The organism is Actinomadura hibisca NBRC 15177 (assembly GCF_001552635.1).
Lineage (GTDB): Bacteria > Actinomycetota > Actinomycetes > Streptosporangiales > Streptosporangiaceae > Spirillospora > Spirillospora hibisca.
In genome coordinates, this window is the sequence record NZ_BCRO01000031.1 from 158,568 (window position 1) to 174,173 (window position 15,606).

Sequence of the window (15,606 nt, forward strand, 5' to 3'; positions counted from 1 at the left end):
TGGCCCTGAGGAGCGGGACGTCGTCCAGAGCGCCGTCGTCTCCGACGGCTCGCGGACGAGCAGCGGTGAAAGCCGCGTGGCGAAGGCGGCGGGACCAGAAACCGTGCCTCTGCTCGCGGCCGTCCGCGCGCAGCCTGGCCGGACGCCCGACGTTCCCCCGGCCGAATTCGGGTTCGGGTCGGCTCTTTGGGTCTTTTCTGTCGCGTGCGGCTTGACGTTTTCCACGTGCGCGTGCGATCCTGACTACGGGATCGAGGTTGACAATTAATATAGGTGTGGACATTTGTCTGCCTGTTGGCTTATGCTGCCTCTTCGCGCTGCCCTCGGCATCCCTTCTCCGCATCGGCTGTGATGTCGTCCGGCGTGCGTGTTAGCCAGTCCGCCGCGATCCCTCGGAAGGACATCTGTTGGCAGCCTCGCGCAACGCCTCTGCTGTGCCCGCCGGTCCCCGTCGTGTCTCCTTCGCCCGTATCCACGAGCCGCTCGAAGTCCCCGACCTGCTCGCCCTCCAGACCAATTCGTTTGACTGGCTGCTGGGTAATGAGAGGTGGAAGGCCCGGGTCGAGGCGGCCCAGAAGGCCGGAAGCAGAAGTGTCCCGACGCAGTCGGGGCTGGAGGAGATCTTTGAGGAGATCAGTCCGATCGAGGACTTCTCCGGGACCATGTCGTTGTCGTTCCGGGATCACCGGTTCGAGCCGCCGAAGTACTCCGTGGAGGAGTGCAAGGACAAGGACATGACCTACTCCGCGCCGATGTTCGTCACGGCGGAGTTCATCAACAACACCACCGGTGAGATCAAGAGCCAGACGGTGTTCATGGGTGATTTCCCGCTCATGACGCCGAAGGGCACCTTCATCATCAACGGCACCGAGCGTGTGGTGGTGTCGCAGCTGGTGCGTTCGCCGGGGGTGTACTTCGAGCGGGCGCTGGACAAGGTGTCGGACAAGGACATCTACGGGTGCAAGGTGATTCCCAGCCGGGGTGCCTGGCTGGAGTTCGAGATCGACAAGCGTGACAACGTGGGTGTGCGCATCGACCGTAAGCGCAAGCAGCCGGTGACGGTGTTGCTGAAGGCGCTGGGGTGGGACGAGGCGCGGATCCGTGAGCGTTTCGGTGCGTATGAGTCGATCAACATCACGCTGGAGAAGGATCACACCTCCGGTCAGGATGACGCGCTGCTGGACATCTACCGCAAGCTGCGTCCGGGTGAGCCGCCGACCAAGGAGTCGGCGCAGACCCTGCTGGAGAACCTGTACTTCAATCCCAAGCGTTACGACCTGGCCAAGGTCGGCCGCTACAAGGTCAACAAGAAGCTCGGCGTGGACGAGGGCATCACCCAGGGCACCCTCACCGAGAACGACCTGGTCACCACCATCGAGTACCTCGTGCGCCTCCACGCGGGCGAGGAGACGATGGCGGGCGCCGCCGGCGAGATCCTCGTCGAGGTCGATGACATCGACCACTTCGGCAACCGGCGGTTGCGCACGGTGGGCGAGCTGATCCAGAACCAGGTGCGTCTGGGCCTGGCGCGGATGGAGCGTGTGGTCCGGGAGCGGATGACGACCCAGGACGTCGAGGCGATCACGCCGCAGACCCTGATCAACATCCGCCCCGTCGTGGCCTCCATCAAGGAGTTCTTCGGCACCTCCCAGCTGTCGCAGTTCATGGACCAGACCAACCCGCTGGCCGGTCTCACCCACAAGCGGCGGCTGAACGCCATGGGGCCCGGCGGCCTGTCGCGGGAACGGGCGGGCATGGAGGTCCGTGACGTCCACCCGTCGCACTACGGCCGCATGTGCCCGATCGAGACGCCCGAAGGCCCCAACATCGGCCTGATGGGCTCCCTCGCCTCCTACGGCCGGGTCAACGCCTTCGGCTTCATCGAGACGCCGTACCGCAAGGTCGCCGACGGCAAGGTCACCGACCAGATCGACTACCTGACCGCCGACGAGGAGGACAGGTACGTCAAGGCCCAGGCCAACACGCTGCTCAACGACGACGGCTCGTTCGCCGAGTCCCGCGTCCTGGTGCGCACCAAGGGCGGCGAGACCGAACTCGCCCCGCCCGACGAGGTCGACTACATCGACGTCTCGCCGCGCCAGATGGTGTCGGTGGCCACCGCCATGATCCCGTTCCTGGAGCACGACGACGCCAACCGCGCGCTGATGGGCTCCAACATGCAGCGCCAGTCGGTCCCGCTGCTGCGCAGCGAGGCCCCGCTCGTCGGCACCGGCATGGAGTACCGCGCCACGACCGACGCGGGCGACGTCATCAGCGCGGAGAAGGCGGGCGTGGTCGAGGAGGTCTCCGCCGACCTCATCACGACCATGAACGACGACGGCACGCGCACCACCTACCGCGTCGCGAAGTTCCGGCGCTCCAACCAAGGCACCTCGTTCAACCAGAAGCCCATCGTCTCGGAAGGCGACCGGGTCGAGGCCAACCAGGTGATCGCGGATGGCCCCTGCACTGACCAGGGTGAGATGGCGCTGGGCAAGAACCTGCTGGTGGCGTTCATGCCGTGGGAGGGTCACAACTACGAAGACGCGATCATCCTGTCCCAGCGTCTGGTGCAGGACGACGTGTTGTCCTCGATTCACATCGAGGAGCACGAGGTCGACGCGCGTGACACCAAGCTGGGCCCTGAGGAGATCACGCGGGACATCCCGAACGTGTCCGAGGAGGTCCTGGCCGACCTGGACGAGCGCGGCATCATCCGCATCGGCGCCGACGTCGTCCCGGGTGACATCCTGGTGGGCAAGGTGACGCCGAAGGGTGAGACCGAGCTGACGCCGGAGGAGCGGCTGCTGCGGGCGATCTTCGGTGAGAAGGCGCGCGAGGTGCGCGACACCTCGCTGAAGGTGCCGCACGGCGAGCAGGGCAAGGTCATCGGGGTGCGGGTGTTCTCCCGCGACGAGGGCGACGAACTGCCCCCGGGTGTCAACGAGCTGGTGCGCGTGTACGTGGCGCAGAAGCGCAAGATCACCGACGGTGACAAGCTCGCGGGACGCCACGGCAACAAGGGCGTCATCTCCAAGGTCCTGCCGGTGGAGGACATGCCGTTCCTGGAGGACGGCACCCCCGTCGACATCGTCCTCAACCCGCTGGGCGTCCCCGGCCGCATGAACGTCGGCCAAGTCCTCGAAACCCACCTCGGCTGGATCGCGGCCCGGGGATGGAACCTCGACGGGGTGGAGGAGGAGTGGGCCGAGCGGCTGCGCGAGAAGGGCTTCGGCCACGTCGAGCCGCGCACCAACGTCGCCACCCCGGTCTTCGACGGCGCCAGCGAACAGGAGATCATCGGCCTGCTGGGCAGCACGCTCGTCAACCGCGACGGTAACCGCATGGTGGGTCCGGGCGGCAAGGCGCGGCTGTTCGACGGCCGCACCGGCGAGCCCTACAAGGACCCGATCTCGGTCGGCTACATCTACATCCTCAAGCTGCTCCACCTGGTCGACGACAAGATCCACGCCCGCTCGACCGGCCCGTACTCGATGATCACCCAGCAGCCGCTCGGCGGCAAGGCCCAGTTCGGCGGCCAGCGCTTCGGTGAGATGGAGGTGTGGGCCCTTGAGGCCTACGGAGCCGCCTACGCGCTCCAGGAGCTGCTGACCATCAAGTCCGACGACGTGCTGGGCCGCGTGAAGGTCTACGAGGCCATCGTCAAGGGCGAGAACATCCCCGAGCCCGGTATCCCCGAGTCCTTCAAGGTGCTCATCAAGGAGATGCAGTCGTTGTGCCTCAACGTCGAGGTGCTCTCCAGCGACGGCATGTCCATCGAGATGCGCGACACCGACGAGGACGTCTTCCGCGCCGCGGAGGAGCTCGGCATCGACCTGTCCCGGCGTGAGCCGAGCAGTGTCGAAGAGGTCTGAGGCACGGCCGACCGCCCCGGGAACCGTCCACCGAAACCGCCGGACGGTTCCCGGGCCGGCCACCGGACGGGCCGGACCGTGAGCGGGGGGAGGCTCACGGGTTCGTCTTCGCCTGCGGCGTCGGGTACACCGGCGTGCGGCGGCCCGCCAGGCCCAGCGCCACCAGGATGCGGCCGACGGCGGGCCAGCGCTGCTCGACCAGCCGCGCCAGCGCGTAGTAGACGGCGGTGACGATGCCGACGGCCGCGACCGTCAGCGGCGCGCTGGTGTTCTCGTCCAGCACGATGCCGGTCTTGGCGGCGAGCCAGGTCACCAGCGCGCCGATCGCGACCGGCACCCAGGTGCGGATCAGGCTCACGACGTAGTCGTCCACGGCGACCTCCTCAGGTCACTCTGCGGTCTCGCGCGCTGCGTCCGTCGGCTCGGCGGCGACGGCCAGGCGCCTCTTCCGTTGTGCCGTCCGGGACGCCGGGGCGTCCCGTCCCGGGGCCTATGCCTGCTGCTTCTCCCGCAGCAGGTCCAGCACCTGGTCGAGCTTGCTCTCCAGGCTCGCGACCTTCGCCTCCAGGCTCTTGACCTTGGCGTTGGTCTCGGTGTTCTGCCGGTAGCCCCACACCAGGTAGGAGCCGGGGGTCCAGTACTTGTTGCCGCCCGCGGCGGTCTCGGGCGGCGACTCGATGATTCCGTCGGTCAGCCAGACGTCCTTCACGCTGGGCAAGTCGTCCTCCTCGTGAGGGGTTCCGGTGAGGCTGCCGTCGCGGACCATCCCGTAGAGGATGGAGCCGGGGCAGCTGGTGGAGATGAAGTCGCGGTGGCCTCTGACAGCCCCGGCGACGCCCTTGCCGCGCAGCCAGGCGCGCAGCTCCTTGAACGCGTTGACCTGCTCGGACGTCGGGCGCTCGGCGTCGCCGGAACAGAACGTCACGCTCGTCCAGGTGGTGTTGCCGCCGGGCTGGGCGGCCTGCACGCGGCCGAAACCGCGGCCCTCCATCACGACGCCGTGTGGACAGACCGCGAAGGAATATCCGATATCGGCCCAGTTGCGAGATGGGCCCATATGGAACTTGCGGGTGTTGCGCCAGTAGGTGCGGCACGCGTCGTGGCCCTTGCGGGCGAGTCCCTGGTTCGCGCCGTCGTAGTGGACGACCAGGCCGTTCTTGCAAGGCGCGGTGCCGGCCGCAGTGCCCGGCCAGCCGAACACCGACCTCTTCTCCAGCTTCATCCGCGTCCTTCCACGTCCGGTTCGGGAAGCGGTGGCACGGGGGCCTCCGCTACCTCCAGGACACCTTTTGCTCCATTCGGTGCGGAGCAAACCAGGTCGGATCAGGATATGGGTCGCAGATGCCGATGCGCTTGCGGTGTGAGGTTTTTTGCCGTCCCGGTGGTACGCCGCCGTGCGGGCGTGCGGATCACCGCTGCCAAGGCGAAGGCCGCCGTCCCGTGTCGGGGAACGGCGGCCTTCGTGAGCAGGCGGGGCGGCGCGGTCAGTCCAGTGCCTTCCTGTCGGTGCCGACGTGCGGGTAGTGCAGGTCGAACGCCGGACGCTCGGAGCGGATCCGCGGGATGGAGTTGAAGTTGTGCCGTGGCGGCGGGCACGAGGTGGCCCATTCCAGCGAGTTGCCGTGTCCCCACGGGTCGTCGACCGTGATCTTCGGTGCCCTCTTGTGGGTCAGGTAGAGGTTGTAGAGGAAGGGCAACATCGAGCAGCCGAGGAGGAACGAGAAGATCGTGGAGACCTGGTTCAGGCCGACGAACTCGTCGGCGTAGTCGGCGTAGCGGCGCGGCATGCCGGCCGCGCCCAGCCAGTGCTGCACCAGGAAGGTGCCGTGGAAGCCGATGAACAACATCCAGAACTGGATCTTGCCCAGGGTCTCGTTCAGCCGCTTGCCGGTGAACTTGGGCCACCAGAAGTAGAAGCCGGCGAACATCGCGAACACCACCGTGCCGAAGACCGTGTAGTGGAAGTGCGCCACCACGAAGTAGGAGTCGGAGACCTGGAAGTCCATCGGCGGCGAGGCCAGGATGACGCCGGTCAGGCCGCCGAACAGGAAGGTGACCAGGAAGCCGATCGACCACAACATCGGTGTCTCGAACGTCAGTTGCCCCCGCCACAACGTGCCCGCCCAGTTGAAGAACTTCACGCCGGTGGGCACGGCGATGAGCAGCGACATGAACGAGAAGAACGGCAGCAGCACCTGGCCGGTCACGAACATGTGGTGCGCCCACACCGTCACCGACAGGCCGGAGATGGCGATGGTGGCGAACACCAGGCTCACGTAGCCGAAGATCGGCTTGCGGCTGAACACCGGGAGGATCTCGGTCACGATGCCGAAGAAGGGCAACGCGATGATGTAGACCTCGGGGTGCCCGAAGAACCAGAACAGGTGCTGCCACAACAACGAGCCGCCCGTCGCGCCGTCGAAGATGTGCGCGCCGAACTTGCGGTCGGCCTCCAGGGCCAGCAGCGCGGCGGCCAGCACCGGGAAGGCCAGCAGCACCAGGATCGAGGTGAGCAGGATGTTCCAGGTGAAGATCGGCATCCGGAACATCGTCATGCCGGGCGCGCGCATGCACAGGATCGTGGTGATGAAGTTGACCGCGCCCATGATCGTGCCGAAACCCGACATCGCCAGGCCCATCACCCACATGTCACCGCCGATGCCCGGCGAGCGGACCGCGTCCGACAGCGGGGCGTAGGCGGTCCACCCGAAGGCCGCCGCGCCGTTCGGGGTGAGGAACCCCGCGACGGCGATCAGGCTGCCGAACAGGTAGAGCCAGTAGGCCAGCATGTTCATGCGGGGGAACGCGACGTCGGGCGCGCCGATCTGCAACGGCATGATCACGTTGGCGAAGCCCGCGAACAGCGGCGTGGCGAACATCAGCAACATCACCGTGCCGTGCATGGTGAACGCCTGGTTGAACTGCTCGTTGTTGAGCATCTGCAGGCCGGTTTCGAGCAGTTCGGCCCGGATGCCCAGCGCCAGCACGCCGCCGAACAGGAAGAAGGCGAACGACGTGATCAGGTAGAGGTAGCCGATCTTCTTATGGTCGGTGGAGGAGAGCCAGTCGGCGACCAGCCGCCCCTTGCGGGTGCGGGGACCGGGAGCCGGGACGGCGACGGTGGCCTGGGTGGTGGTCATCTGTGTCGGTCATCCCTGTCGGTGTCGGTCCGCGGTGCCGAACGGCCGACGCCGGCGGCGTCCGGGCCCCGTGCCCCTAGAGCGGGAAACAGCGGCCGAACCGCACGACAGTGCGAGATCGGCCGATAACAGTCCGCATGGTTCTTGTTGGAATGATTACCGACAGGCGGGGCCGGCCAACGTTGCGCCGAGTAAACGATCTCAATCTTTTGGACAGGTTTTCCGCGTACACCGGATGCCGACCGGGCGCGAGGACATGCAGGCGGCCTCGTAGGGAAAGCCTTGTTTGGTTCTACGTGGCTATTTCTCCACGGGGCGAAGTGAAGGAAAGGAAGGAGGGTTGTGCGATAGGGGGCTCTGGTGGACCGTCGCGCCGTCGACGTCGTGGTGGCAGGTGCCGGGTTCGCCGGTCTGGCCGCCGCTCACCGGCTGGTCGAGGCCGGGTTGCGGGTGGCTCTGGTCGAGGCTCGCGACCGAGTGGGCGGGCGTGCGCTGTCCCGCGTCCTGCCTGACGGGACGCACCTGGATCTAGGCGGTCAGTGGGTGGGGCCCACCCAGTACGAGATGCAGAAGCTCATCGCGCAGTACGGGACGGAGAGCTACCCGACGCCTGAATTCGGGCAGGCGGTCATCGACTACGAGGGCGAGCATGTCGGGGAAATGCCCTCGGAGGCGCGCAGGCTCTGTGCGGAACTCGACCGGCTCAGCCGGGAGATATCCGCGAACGCTCCCTGGGAGCACCCACAAGCGCGATTGTGGGACGGCCAGACCCTCGCCTCATGGCTGGCGGGCGCGACCGACGACCCCGTGGCCGCACGAGCGGCGGCGAGGCAGACCGCCGGAGCGCTCCTGTCGCTCGACGCGGCGGACGCCTCGCTGCTGGAGACGCTGTTCTACCTGGCCAGCGCCGGAGGACTGGACGTTCTGGTCGGCTACGAAGGGGGCGCGCAGTCGCACCGTCTCGTCGGCGGACCACAAGCGCTCGCCGAACGTATGGCGGACGCTCTGCCCGCCAGGACGGTTCATCTTGGCGAGCCTGTGCGGCGGATCGAGCACGGCGGCGGCAAAGTGGTAGTCCACTCCGACGGGCTCCGGTTGGAAGCGACGGCCGCTATCGTCGCCGTCCCCGCCGTTCTCGTAGGCCGCATCGACTACGAGCCGCCTCTACCGGCCGTACGGGACGGGTGCACGCAGCGGATGGCCGCCGGATACGCCATCAAGACCCACGCCGTCTACCGCGAGCCGTTCTGGCGGGATCGCGGGCTGTCCGGCGTCAGCTTCAGCAGTTGTGGAGTGCTCACTGAGACCGTCGACAACACCCCGCCGACGGGACCCAGCGCGGTCCTGACCGGTTTCGCCTACGGAGCCGACGCCCTCCGGCTGCGCGCCCTGGACGCGCGAGCCCGCCGCGAGGTGGTCGTGGCCCGCCTTGCCGAACTGTTCGGCGATCAGGCCCGCGACGTGCAGGAGTTCGTGGAGTTCGACTGGCTGGCCGAGCCCTGGACGCGCGGTTGCTTCTCCGGCCACCTGGCTCCCGGAGGTTGGACGGGCTTCGGCCGGGCGCTGCGCGAACCGGTCGGCCCGCTGCACTGGGCCGGGACCGAGACCGCCACCCGCTGGAACGGGTACTTCGACGGCGCGGTCCAGTCCGGCCGCCGCGCGGCCGACGAGGTGGTTGAGTCCTTGCGGTAAGCCCGTCACGGCACCAGGGGCCGCACCAGGCGCAGCGAACCCCCGTGTCCCAGCCGTACCCGGACCGTGATCACGGCGAACACCCGCCATCTCCTTGATCACTCATGACCGGCTCCGGGCGTGTCGGCGCCGTCCACCGCTGCAATCCGCCAGAATCAGCACATGTTGCGAGTCGGATCGGTCGTGCTGGGTGTCGCTGACGTGCCGCGTGCGGCCGCGTTCTGGACGGAGGCGCTGGGCTACGTCGCGCGCGAGCAGACGAAGGACACCTGGGTGGTGCTGGAACCTGCGAAGGGGGCCGGTGTGCAACTGGCGCTCGGTTACAGCGAGACGCAGGTCCAGGAGCACCCGCGCGTCCACCTGGACCTGTACGTCGAGGACGCCGCCGAGCAGACCGCCGAGATCGAACGCCTGGTGTCCCTGGGCGCCCAGCACGTCGACTGGGACCTCTACCCCGACGACCCCGACTTCGTCGTGCTGGCCGACCCCGAGGGCAACCGCTTCTGCGTCATCAACAGCGGCCACCACTGATTTCTGCGGCCAGGGCACCGCAAAAACGGGGGATATGCTCCGGCGGGTGACTTCCACCGAGGACTTCGCCGTGCGGGCCGAGGCACACCGTCGCGAATTGCGGGTGCACTGCTACCGGCTGGCAGGCAGCTTCGACGAGGCCGAGGACCTGGTGCAGGAGACGCTGCTGCGCGCCTGGCGCAGCCGCGACCAGCTTGAGGACGGCGCGAGCCTCCGCGCCTGGCTCTACAAGATCGCGACCAACACCTGCCTCGACTTCCTGCGCCGCGTCGACCGCCGGCCCCGCACGTACGCGCCGGTGGCGGGCATGGACCACGGCGACGGGACGCCCCCGGACTTCCTGGAGTGGCTGCAACCCTTCCCCGACGCCCTCCTCGACCCCGAACGGCCCGACGAGGAGGCCGTCGCGCGGGAGACCGTCGAGCTGGTCTTCCTCATCGCGATCCAGCACCTCACCCCGCAGCAGCGGGCGGTGTTCGTGTTCCGCGAGGTGCTCGGCTGGACGGCCGCCGAGACCGCGGCGGCGATGGACCTGAGCGTCGCGTCGGTCAACAGCGCGTTGCAGCGCGCCAAGCCGGGCCTGCGCCGGCACCTGCCCGAGGACCGCGCGCAGTGGAGCACCCAGGGGCCGACCGCCGAAGAGCGCAAGGTGATCGACGCCTACATGGCCGTCTCGCAGAGCGGGAACCTGGACGGCATCGCCGACCTGCTCACCAGCGACATCGTGCTGACGATGCCGCCGAACCCGTTCTGGTTCACCTCGCGCGCGGCGATGATGGCGTTCGTGGGGCAGAGCCTGAACCCGGTGGTGCCGATGTACCTGGGGGAGTGGAAGTACCTGCCCGCGGCGGTCAACCGGATGCCCGCCGTCGCCGGGTACGTGCGCCGTCCGGGCACCACGATCTTCCGCGCGCAGACGCTCGAAGCGCTGCGCGTGCGGGACGGCAGGATCGCCGAGATCACGACCTTCGAGCCGCACCTGCTCGCGGCCTTCGGGATGCCGCTGGTGATCCGCTGAGAATTCTTTCTCGGGACCCGATGAGTCGCCGGGAAGCCGTACGTCCTATGGGCATGAACGGCGCGCGACGGGCGCGCCGCACAGCCTCAGGGAGACGGACATGCAGCGACTTCAGAACCGCACCGCCATCATCTGGGGCGGCGCCGGGTCGATCGGCACCGCCACCGCCCGCCGCTTCGCCGAGGAGGGCGCGACCGTCTACCTCGCCGGGACGACCGAGGCCACGCTGAAGGACGCGGCCACCACCACCGGCGCCGCCGGCTACGGCGTGGTCGACGTGCTCGACGAGGACGCCGTCACCGCGTTCATCGCGCGCGTCGTCGCCGAGACGGGGCGGCTCGACGTGTCGTTCAACGTGGCCGCCCGCGGCGACGTCCACGGCACCCCGCTGCTGGAGATCCCGGCCGCCGACTTCGTCAAGCCCGTGACGCGGGGCATCACCGGCTCCTTCCACACCGCCCGCGCCGCCGCCCGGCAGATGGTGGCGCAGGGATCGGGCGTCGTCGTCGAGCTCGACAGCGCGTCGGGACGCGGCAGCGGGCCGAACATGGGCGGCACCGGCGCGGCCGACGGCGCCAAGGACGCGCTGGTCCGCGACCTCGCCCAGGAGGTCGGACCGAGCGGCGTCCGGGTCGTCGGCATCTGGACCGCCGGGCTCACCGACAGCCTGACCGCCGAGAAGCTCGGCGCGACGCTGGGCGCTCCGGTGCCGCAGGAGATGGTCGACACCATCATCGCCAACCTCGACTCGTTGCGGATGACCCGGAAGTCCCCGGTGACGACGCAGATCGCCGCGACCGCCGCCTTCCTGGCCTCCGACGACGCGGCCGCGATCACCGCGACCTGGATCAACGCGACCGCCGGAATGTTCCCGAGCTGAACCACCACGACGCGCGGCAGCGCCGAGTCCGGTGGGACGCCGTATCAACAGATACGGCGTCCCACCGGATCACACTTCTCGGCGCGGCCTCGATCCCGTCCACGACGCCGAGAGCAAAGAAGACGACGATGTACGCCGCACGCGGGGAAGGCACGGCCAGCCTTGACCGCGAGCACGCAGAAAGCGGGCCGCGCACTCGGACCAGCCCGGCGCGACGCCACCACTCGGCGGCGCGGCGTTCGACGGGACGCAGGCCGAGAACGGAGTGGAACAACGCGATGTGGGCCATGAGATCATCGTGCTGGATGGAGCCGTTGTGCGGATATCGGCCCGATGGCTTGCGCCTGACGCAGGGTCAACCTTTCAGCATGGTCGACATGACCACGAGCGCTGAACGGAACATGACCATGCGTTACTTCACGATCCACCACGACGGCGTCACGATCCCGGTGACCCGCAGCGGTCAGGGGCGGTCGCTGGTTCTGTGCCCTGGGCTCAACTCCACGCAGGCTGACCTGCACGAGCTGGCCGGGCTGCTGCGGCGTGATCACGACGTCATCACCTTCGACCTCCGAGGCCACGGCCTCGCCTCGGCCGCCGACCGGTACTCCTTCGAGGCGTTCCTCAGCGACCTGGCCGCCGTACTGGCAGATCCGGAACGCCTCGGCCTGTCCGCGGCGCCTCTGCTCGTGGGCTACTCGCTGGGCGCGGATCTGGCCGTCCACTACGCCTCCGAGCATTCGGATGTCGTCGCCGGGCTCGTTCTCATCGACGGGGCCAACCCGGTGCCCGAACCGTTCATCACCAAGGCCGATCGGCCGGAGTTCCGCGCCATGTGGGACGGCCTGGCCGCGCAGCAGCAGGCCAGGCGGGGCACCGAGCGTCAGGTCCTGCTCACCGGCCAGGAGATCCTGGACGTGAACGTCGAGATCGACGCCGTGCGGTCGCGGATCCTCGACCGGTACCGGAAGATCGACCTGCCCATCAGCATGATCATGTCGACCTCGATGACCGGTGACGGCGGCGACGACCGCGCGGCCCGGTTCAACCGCAACTGGCGCGCGGGCGTCGAGCGGCTCGTCCGGGAGCAGCCACGCATCTCCACCACCTGGCTCGACGCCGATCACCGGCTCGTCTTCACCCACGCCCCAGAGATCGCCCAGATCATCCGGAGCGCCCGCACGGCCCCTGGGACACTGGCCTGATGCTGACCATCGGCGAGCTGGCGTCGTACGCCGGAGTGACGGTGCGCGCGGTGCGGCACTACCACGCCAAGGGCCTGCTGCCCGAGCCCGAGCGCGATCATTCCGGCTACCGCAGGTACGACGCCGCCGCCGTGATCGAGCTGATCAGAATCCGCACCCTCGCCGGGGCCGGCGTCCCTCTGGCGCGGGTCCGGGAGCTGTTGCGCGCCGACGAGGATGAGTTCGCCGCAGCGGTCGCCGACATCGACAGGCGGCTCCAGGCGGAGATCCGCGAACGGCAGCGGCACCGCGAGCAGATCGCCCGGCTCGCCGCCGGAGACAGCCTGGCGCTGCCCCCAGAGGTGGTCGCCTTCCTCGACCGCCTGCGGGCGCTCGGGATCGACGAGCGCATCGTCGAGGTCGAACGTGACGGCTGGATCCTGCTGGCCGCGCGCTCACCCGAACGTGTCCCCGAGTGGACGGCGCGCAAGCAGGAGCAGATCGCCGACCCCCGCTTCATCGACTTCTACCGCACGCTGGGCCGAGCCCTCGACTGGCCCGCCGACGATCCGCGGCTGGTCGAGCTGGCCGACGAGGTGGCCGCCTACATCACCCGGATGGCCGACGAGAGAGGCGAGGACTACGTCAACGACGTCGATATCGAGCCACCGTTGATCAAACTGATGGACGCCCTGGCCTTCGACACCGCGCCGCCGGCCCGCCACCTGATCGAGCTGTTGAAGAAACGCGGCTGGCGTGGCTGGACCAAGCTCGAACGCGTTGAACAAGCCTGAGCCGCCTCACCTCCCGTCCTGAGGGAGACGTCCGGCGGCGACGCGGCGTGGGTCTGGCCACTTCACCTCGCGCGCCCACCCCGCCTGCTCGAAAAGGCGGATGAGGCGTGCGCTGGGGTCGAACTGGCCTGGCAGGACGCCGTGCCGCGCGCAACTCGGGTCGGCGTGATGCCAGTTGTGCCACCCCTCGCCGAGCGTCAGGAACGCGACCCACCGGACGTCAGCCGACCGGTCCCGGGTCTTGAAGTGCTGGGTGCCGAAGGTGTGCGCGATCGAGTTGACCGACCAGGTCACGTGGTGCACGACGGCGTAGCGCACCAGGCCGCCCCAGAACAGCGCCGTCCAGAACCCCGACCACGCCCCGGCCCACAATCCGCCGACGGTGGCGGGCAGCAGCAGCGCCAGCGCCACGACGGCGGGGTAGGCCGCGTCGATGCGCCGCAGGTCGCGGTCGGCGAGCAGGTCGGGCACCCAGTGCCGCCGGTCGGACCGGCGGCGGGCGGTGCAGAACCAGCCGACCTGGGCGTGCAGCAGGCCGCGCAGCAGCGCGGTGCCGCCGTCGCCGTAGCGCCAGGGCGAGTGCGGATCACCGGGGCGGTCGGCGTACTTGTGGTGGCGGCGGTGCTCGGCCGCCCACAGGGAGACGGGCCCCTCCATCGCCATGCCGCCGGCCAGCGCGAGCACCGCGCGCAGCGGCCTGCCGCACTTGAACGAGCGATGCGTGAACAGCCGGTGGTAGCCGATGGTGATGCCGAAGATGCTGATCACGTACATGACGGCGGCGATCACCGCGTCGCGCGCGCCGAGCCCCCGTCCCCAGGCGACGGGCACGGCGGCGGCCAGCAACACGACCGGCAGCACGACGAGGACGACCAGGTAGGCGGCGCGCCGCCCGGCGGTGACGGGCAGGGTGCCGGGAGGGCTGTTCGGTGCCGGTGGGGCGGGCGACTCGGCGGGAGGCCCGGTGCTTGCTGACATGTCGCTCCTTGCCGCCCGGGTGCGTGTCACCGAATCATCAGGAGCCCGCCGACCGCAGGAACAGTCACCTGCCAGTGATGATTACGTTACGGGTGGAGTTGGTCGCTATCCGCTATTGCGACGCTCCGTGGTTGGTGGTGACAATGCGCAGACGCTCCATCACCACCTGACAGCAGCGCCCCAGAACTCCCCCGGAGGTGGCCCCGGCGTGAGCACGACCGACGAACGAGCGGAAACGGCCAGCACGGACCACCTGGCCGAGTACGACGCCGCGGCCGAGACCGATCCCGCCGTGGCGATGATGCTCGCCCTGGGCTGGTTGCGGTCGGACTGGCGGGCCTTCACCGCGGCGCTCCGCGCGCACCGTCCCATCCTGGTCACCCCCGCGTTCACGCTGGTGACGCGCTACGCCGACGTCACCGAGGTGCTGTCGCTGGAGCGGGTCTTCACCGTCGCCGACTACGCGCGGCGGCTCGACCCGGCGCTGGGCGGTCCCTGCGTCCTCACCCAGGACGGCACCGCGCTGAAGTGGCGCGAACGCGGCCTCATGCAGGTCATGCTCGCCCCCGAGGACGTGCCGCACGTCCGGACGCTGGTCGGGCGCGCAGCCGACGAGGCCCTCGACAGAGCACAACCGCTCGGCCGGATCGACGCCGTCCAGGACGTGTTCCGCCACGTCGCCCTGCGGGTCTGCGCCGACCATTTCGGCTTCCCCGGCCCGGATCCCCAGACGATGTCGCGCTGGTCCCGCGCGGTCATGACGCACGTCACCGCCAACCCGCTCGACGATCCCGCCGTCCGGGCCGACGCCCTGCAAGCCGGTGGCGAGATGATGGCCTACCTGCGCGAACTGCTCGCCCGACGGCGCGGCCGGGGCGATCTCGACGGCGACGTGGTGGCCCGGCTGCTGCACACCCGCCTGCCTCCCGGCGTCGCGCTCGACGACGAGAGGCTGGCGATCAACGTCGCGGGCCTGCTCCTGGGCTTTGTGGAGAACGCCTCCGGCTCCCTGGTCAACCTGGTCGAGCAGATGCTCACGCGGCCGGGCCTGCAAGCCGAGGCGGCGGCCGCGGCGTCCGGCGCGCCCGAACGCTTCGACCCGTACGTGTGGGAGGCCCTGCGCTTCAACCCGTTCCTCAAAGCCATCGCCCGCCGCGCCGGACGTGACCACGTGATCGCGGCGGGCACGTCCCGCGAGACGCCCGTGCCCGCCGGAACGCTGGTCCTCGCCGTCGTGGCGTCCGCCATGTTCGACCAGGCCGCCGTGCCGGAGCCCGACCGCTTCCGCCTCGACCGGCCCCGCCACGCCTACCTGCACTTCGGCCACGGCCACCACGACTGCGTGGGCGGCGACGTCGGCGCGGTCGTGCTGGCCGAGACCGCCCGCCGCCTGCTGGCGCGTCCCGGCCTGAGACCGCTGCCGCCCCCGGAGGGGACCGTCGTCCGCGACCGCGACGTCTTCCCCGACCACTGGACGTTGCGCCTGGACGGCACCGGCGCCGAGGAGGACTGAC

The 15,606-nt window shown here is 69.2% G+C and carries 12 protein-coding genes; 8 read left to right on the forward strand and 4 right to left on the reverse strand.

Annotated features, from left to right (window positions below):
- Positions 1-407 precede the first annotated feature (407 nt).
- Complete coding sequence (gene rpoB, locus AH6_RS16215) at positions 408-3,875, forward strand: DNA-directed RNA polymerase subunit beta (protein ID WP_067480223.1); 3,468 nt, start codon at positions 408-410, stop codon at positions 3,873-3,875.
- 94 nt (positions 3,876-3,969) lie between these two features.
- Here the strand turns inward: rpoB and AH6_RS16220 are convergent, their stop codons facing one another.
- The 3 genes from AH6_RS16220 to ctaD all read right to left on the reverse strand — a co-directional run bounded on the left by AH6_RS16220 (position 3,970) and on the right by ctaD (position 7,015).
- Positions 3,970-4,248: a hypothetical protein gene (locus tag AH6_RS16220; protein ID WP_067480225.1), complete on the reverse strand. Its 279-nt coding sequence runs from the start codon at positions 4,246-4,248 to the stop codon at positions 3,970-3,972.
- Positions 4,249-4,365: 117 nt separating this feature from the next.
- Positions 4,366-5,097 carry a peptidoglycan recognition protein family protein gene (locus AH6_RS16225; RefSeq protein WP_067480228.1) on the reverse strand — a complete coding sequence of 244 codons (732 nt, stop codon included), beginning with the start codon at positions 5,095-5,097 and terminating at the stop codon, positions 4,366-4,368.
- Between the two features lie 262 nt (positions 5,098-5,359).
- The gene (ctaD, locus tag AH6_RS16230; RefSeq protein ID WP_067480231.1) at positions 5,360-7,015 is read right to left on the reverse strand and encodes an aa3-type cytochrome oxidase subunit I; all 1,656 of its coding nucleotides are present in this window, start codon (positions 7,013-7,015) and stop codon (positions 5,360-5,362) included.
- Positions 7,016-7,375: 360 nt separating this feature from the next.
- Between ctaD and AH6_RS16235 the strand changes: the two genes are divergently transcribed.
- The 6 genes from AH6_RS16235 (at position 7,376) to AH6_RS16260 (ending at position 13,114) form a co-directional block, all read left to right on the forward strand.
- Positions 7,376-8,707, forward strand: a complete 1,332-nt coding sequence (locus AH6_RS16235; protein ID WP_245679330.1) for a flavin monoamine oxidase family protein — start codon at positions 7,376-7,378, stop codon at positions 8,705-8,707.
- Positions 8,708-8,869: 162 nt separating this feature from the next.
- Positions 8,870-9,238 (forward strand): VOC family protein, encoded by a 369-nt coding sequence (locus AH6_RS16240; RefSeq protein WP_067480236.1) that lies wholly within the window; start codon positions 8,870-8,872, stop codon positions 9,236-9,238.
- 46 nt (positions 9,239-9,284) lie between these two features.
- Complete coding sequence (locus AH6_RS16245; RefSeq protein ID WP_245679331.1) at positions 9,285-10,256, forward strand: RNA polymerase subunit sigma-70; 972 nt, start codon at positions 9,285-9,287, stop codon at positions 10,254-10,256.
- A 100-nt stretch (positions 10,257-10,356) separates the two neighbouring features.
- Positions 10,357-11,136, forward strand: coding sequence for an SDR family NAD(P)-dependent oxidoreductase (locus AH6_RS16250; RefSeq protein WP_067480241.1), 780 nt, complete (start codon positions 10,357-10,359; stop codon positions 11,134-11,136).
- A 377-nt stretch (positions 11,137-11,513) separates the two neighbouring features.
- The gene (locus AH6_RS16255) at positions 11,514-12,341 is read left to right on the forward strand and encodes an alpha/beta fold hydrolase (protein ID WP_245679332.1); all 828 of its coding nucleotides are present in this window, start codon (positions 11,514-11,516) and stop codon (positions 12,339-12,341) included.
- Complete coding sequence (locus tag AH6_RS16260; RefSeq protein WP_067480247.1) at positions 12,341-13,114, forward strand: MerR family transcriptional regulator; 774 nt, start codon at positions 12,341-12,343, stop codon at positions 13,112-13,114. The genes AH6_RS16255 and AH6_RS16260 overlap by 1 nt, the downstream gene beginning before the upstream one ends.
- A gap of 6 nt (positions 13,115-13,120) precedes the next feature.
- Here AH6_RS16260 and AH6_RS16265 read toward each other — a convergent pair whose 3' ends face one another.
- The gene (locus tag AH6_RS16265) at positions 13,121-14,092 is read right to left on the reverse strand and encodes an acyl-CoA desaturase (protein ID WP_067480249.1); all 972 of its coding nucleotides are present in this window, start codon (positions 14,090-14,092) and stop codon (positions 13,121-13,123) included.
- 208 nt (positions 14,093-14,300) lie between these two features.
- On the opposite strand from AH6_RS16265, the gene AH6_RS16270 reads away from it, so the two are divergent.
- Positions 14,301-15,605, forward strand: a complete 1,305-nt coding sequence (locus AH6_RS16270) for a cytochrome P450 (protein WP_067480252.1) — start codon at positions 14,301-14,303, stop codon at positions 15,603-15,605.
- Position 15,606: the final 1 nt, after the last annotated feature.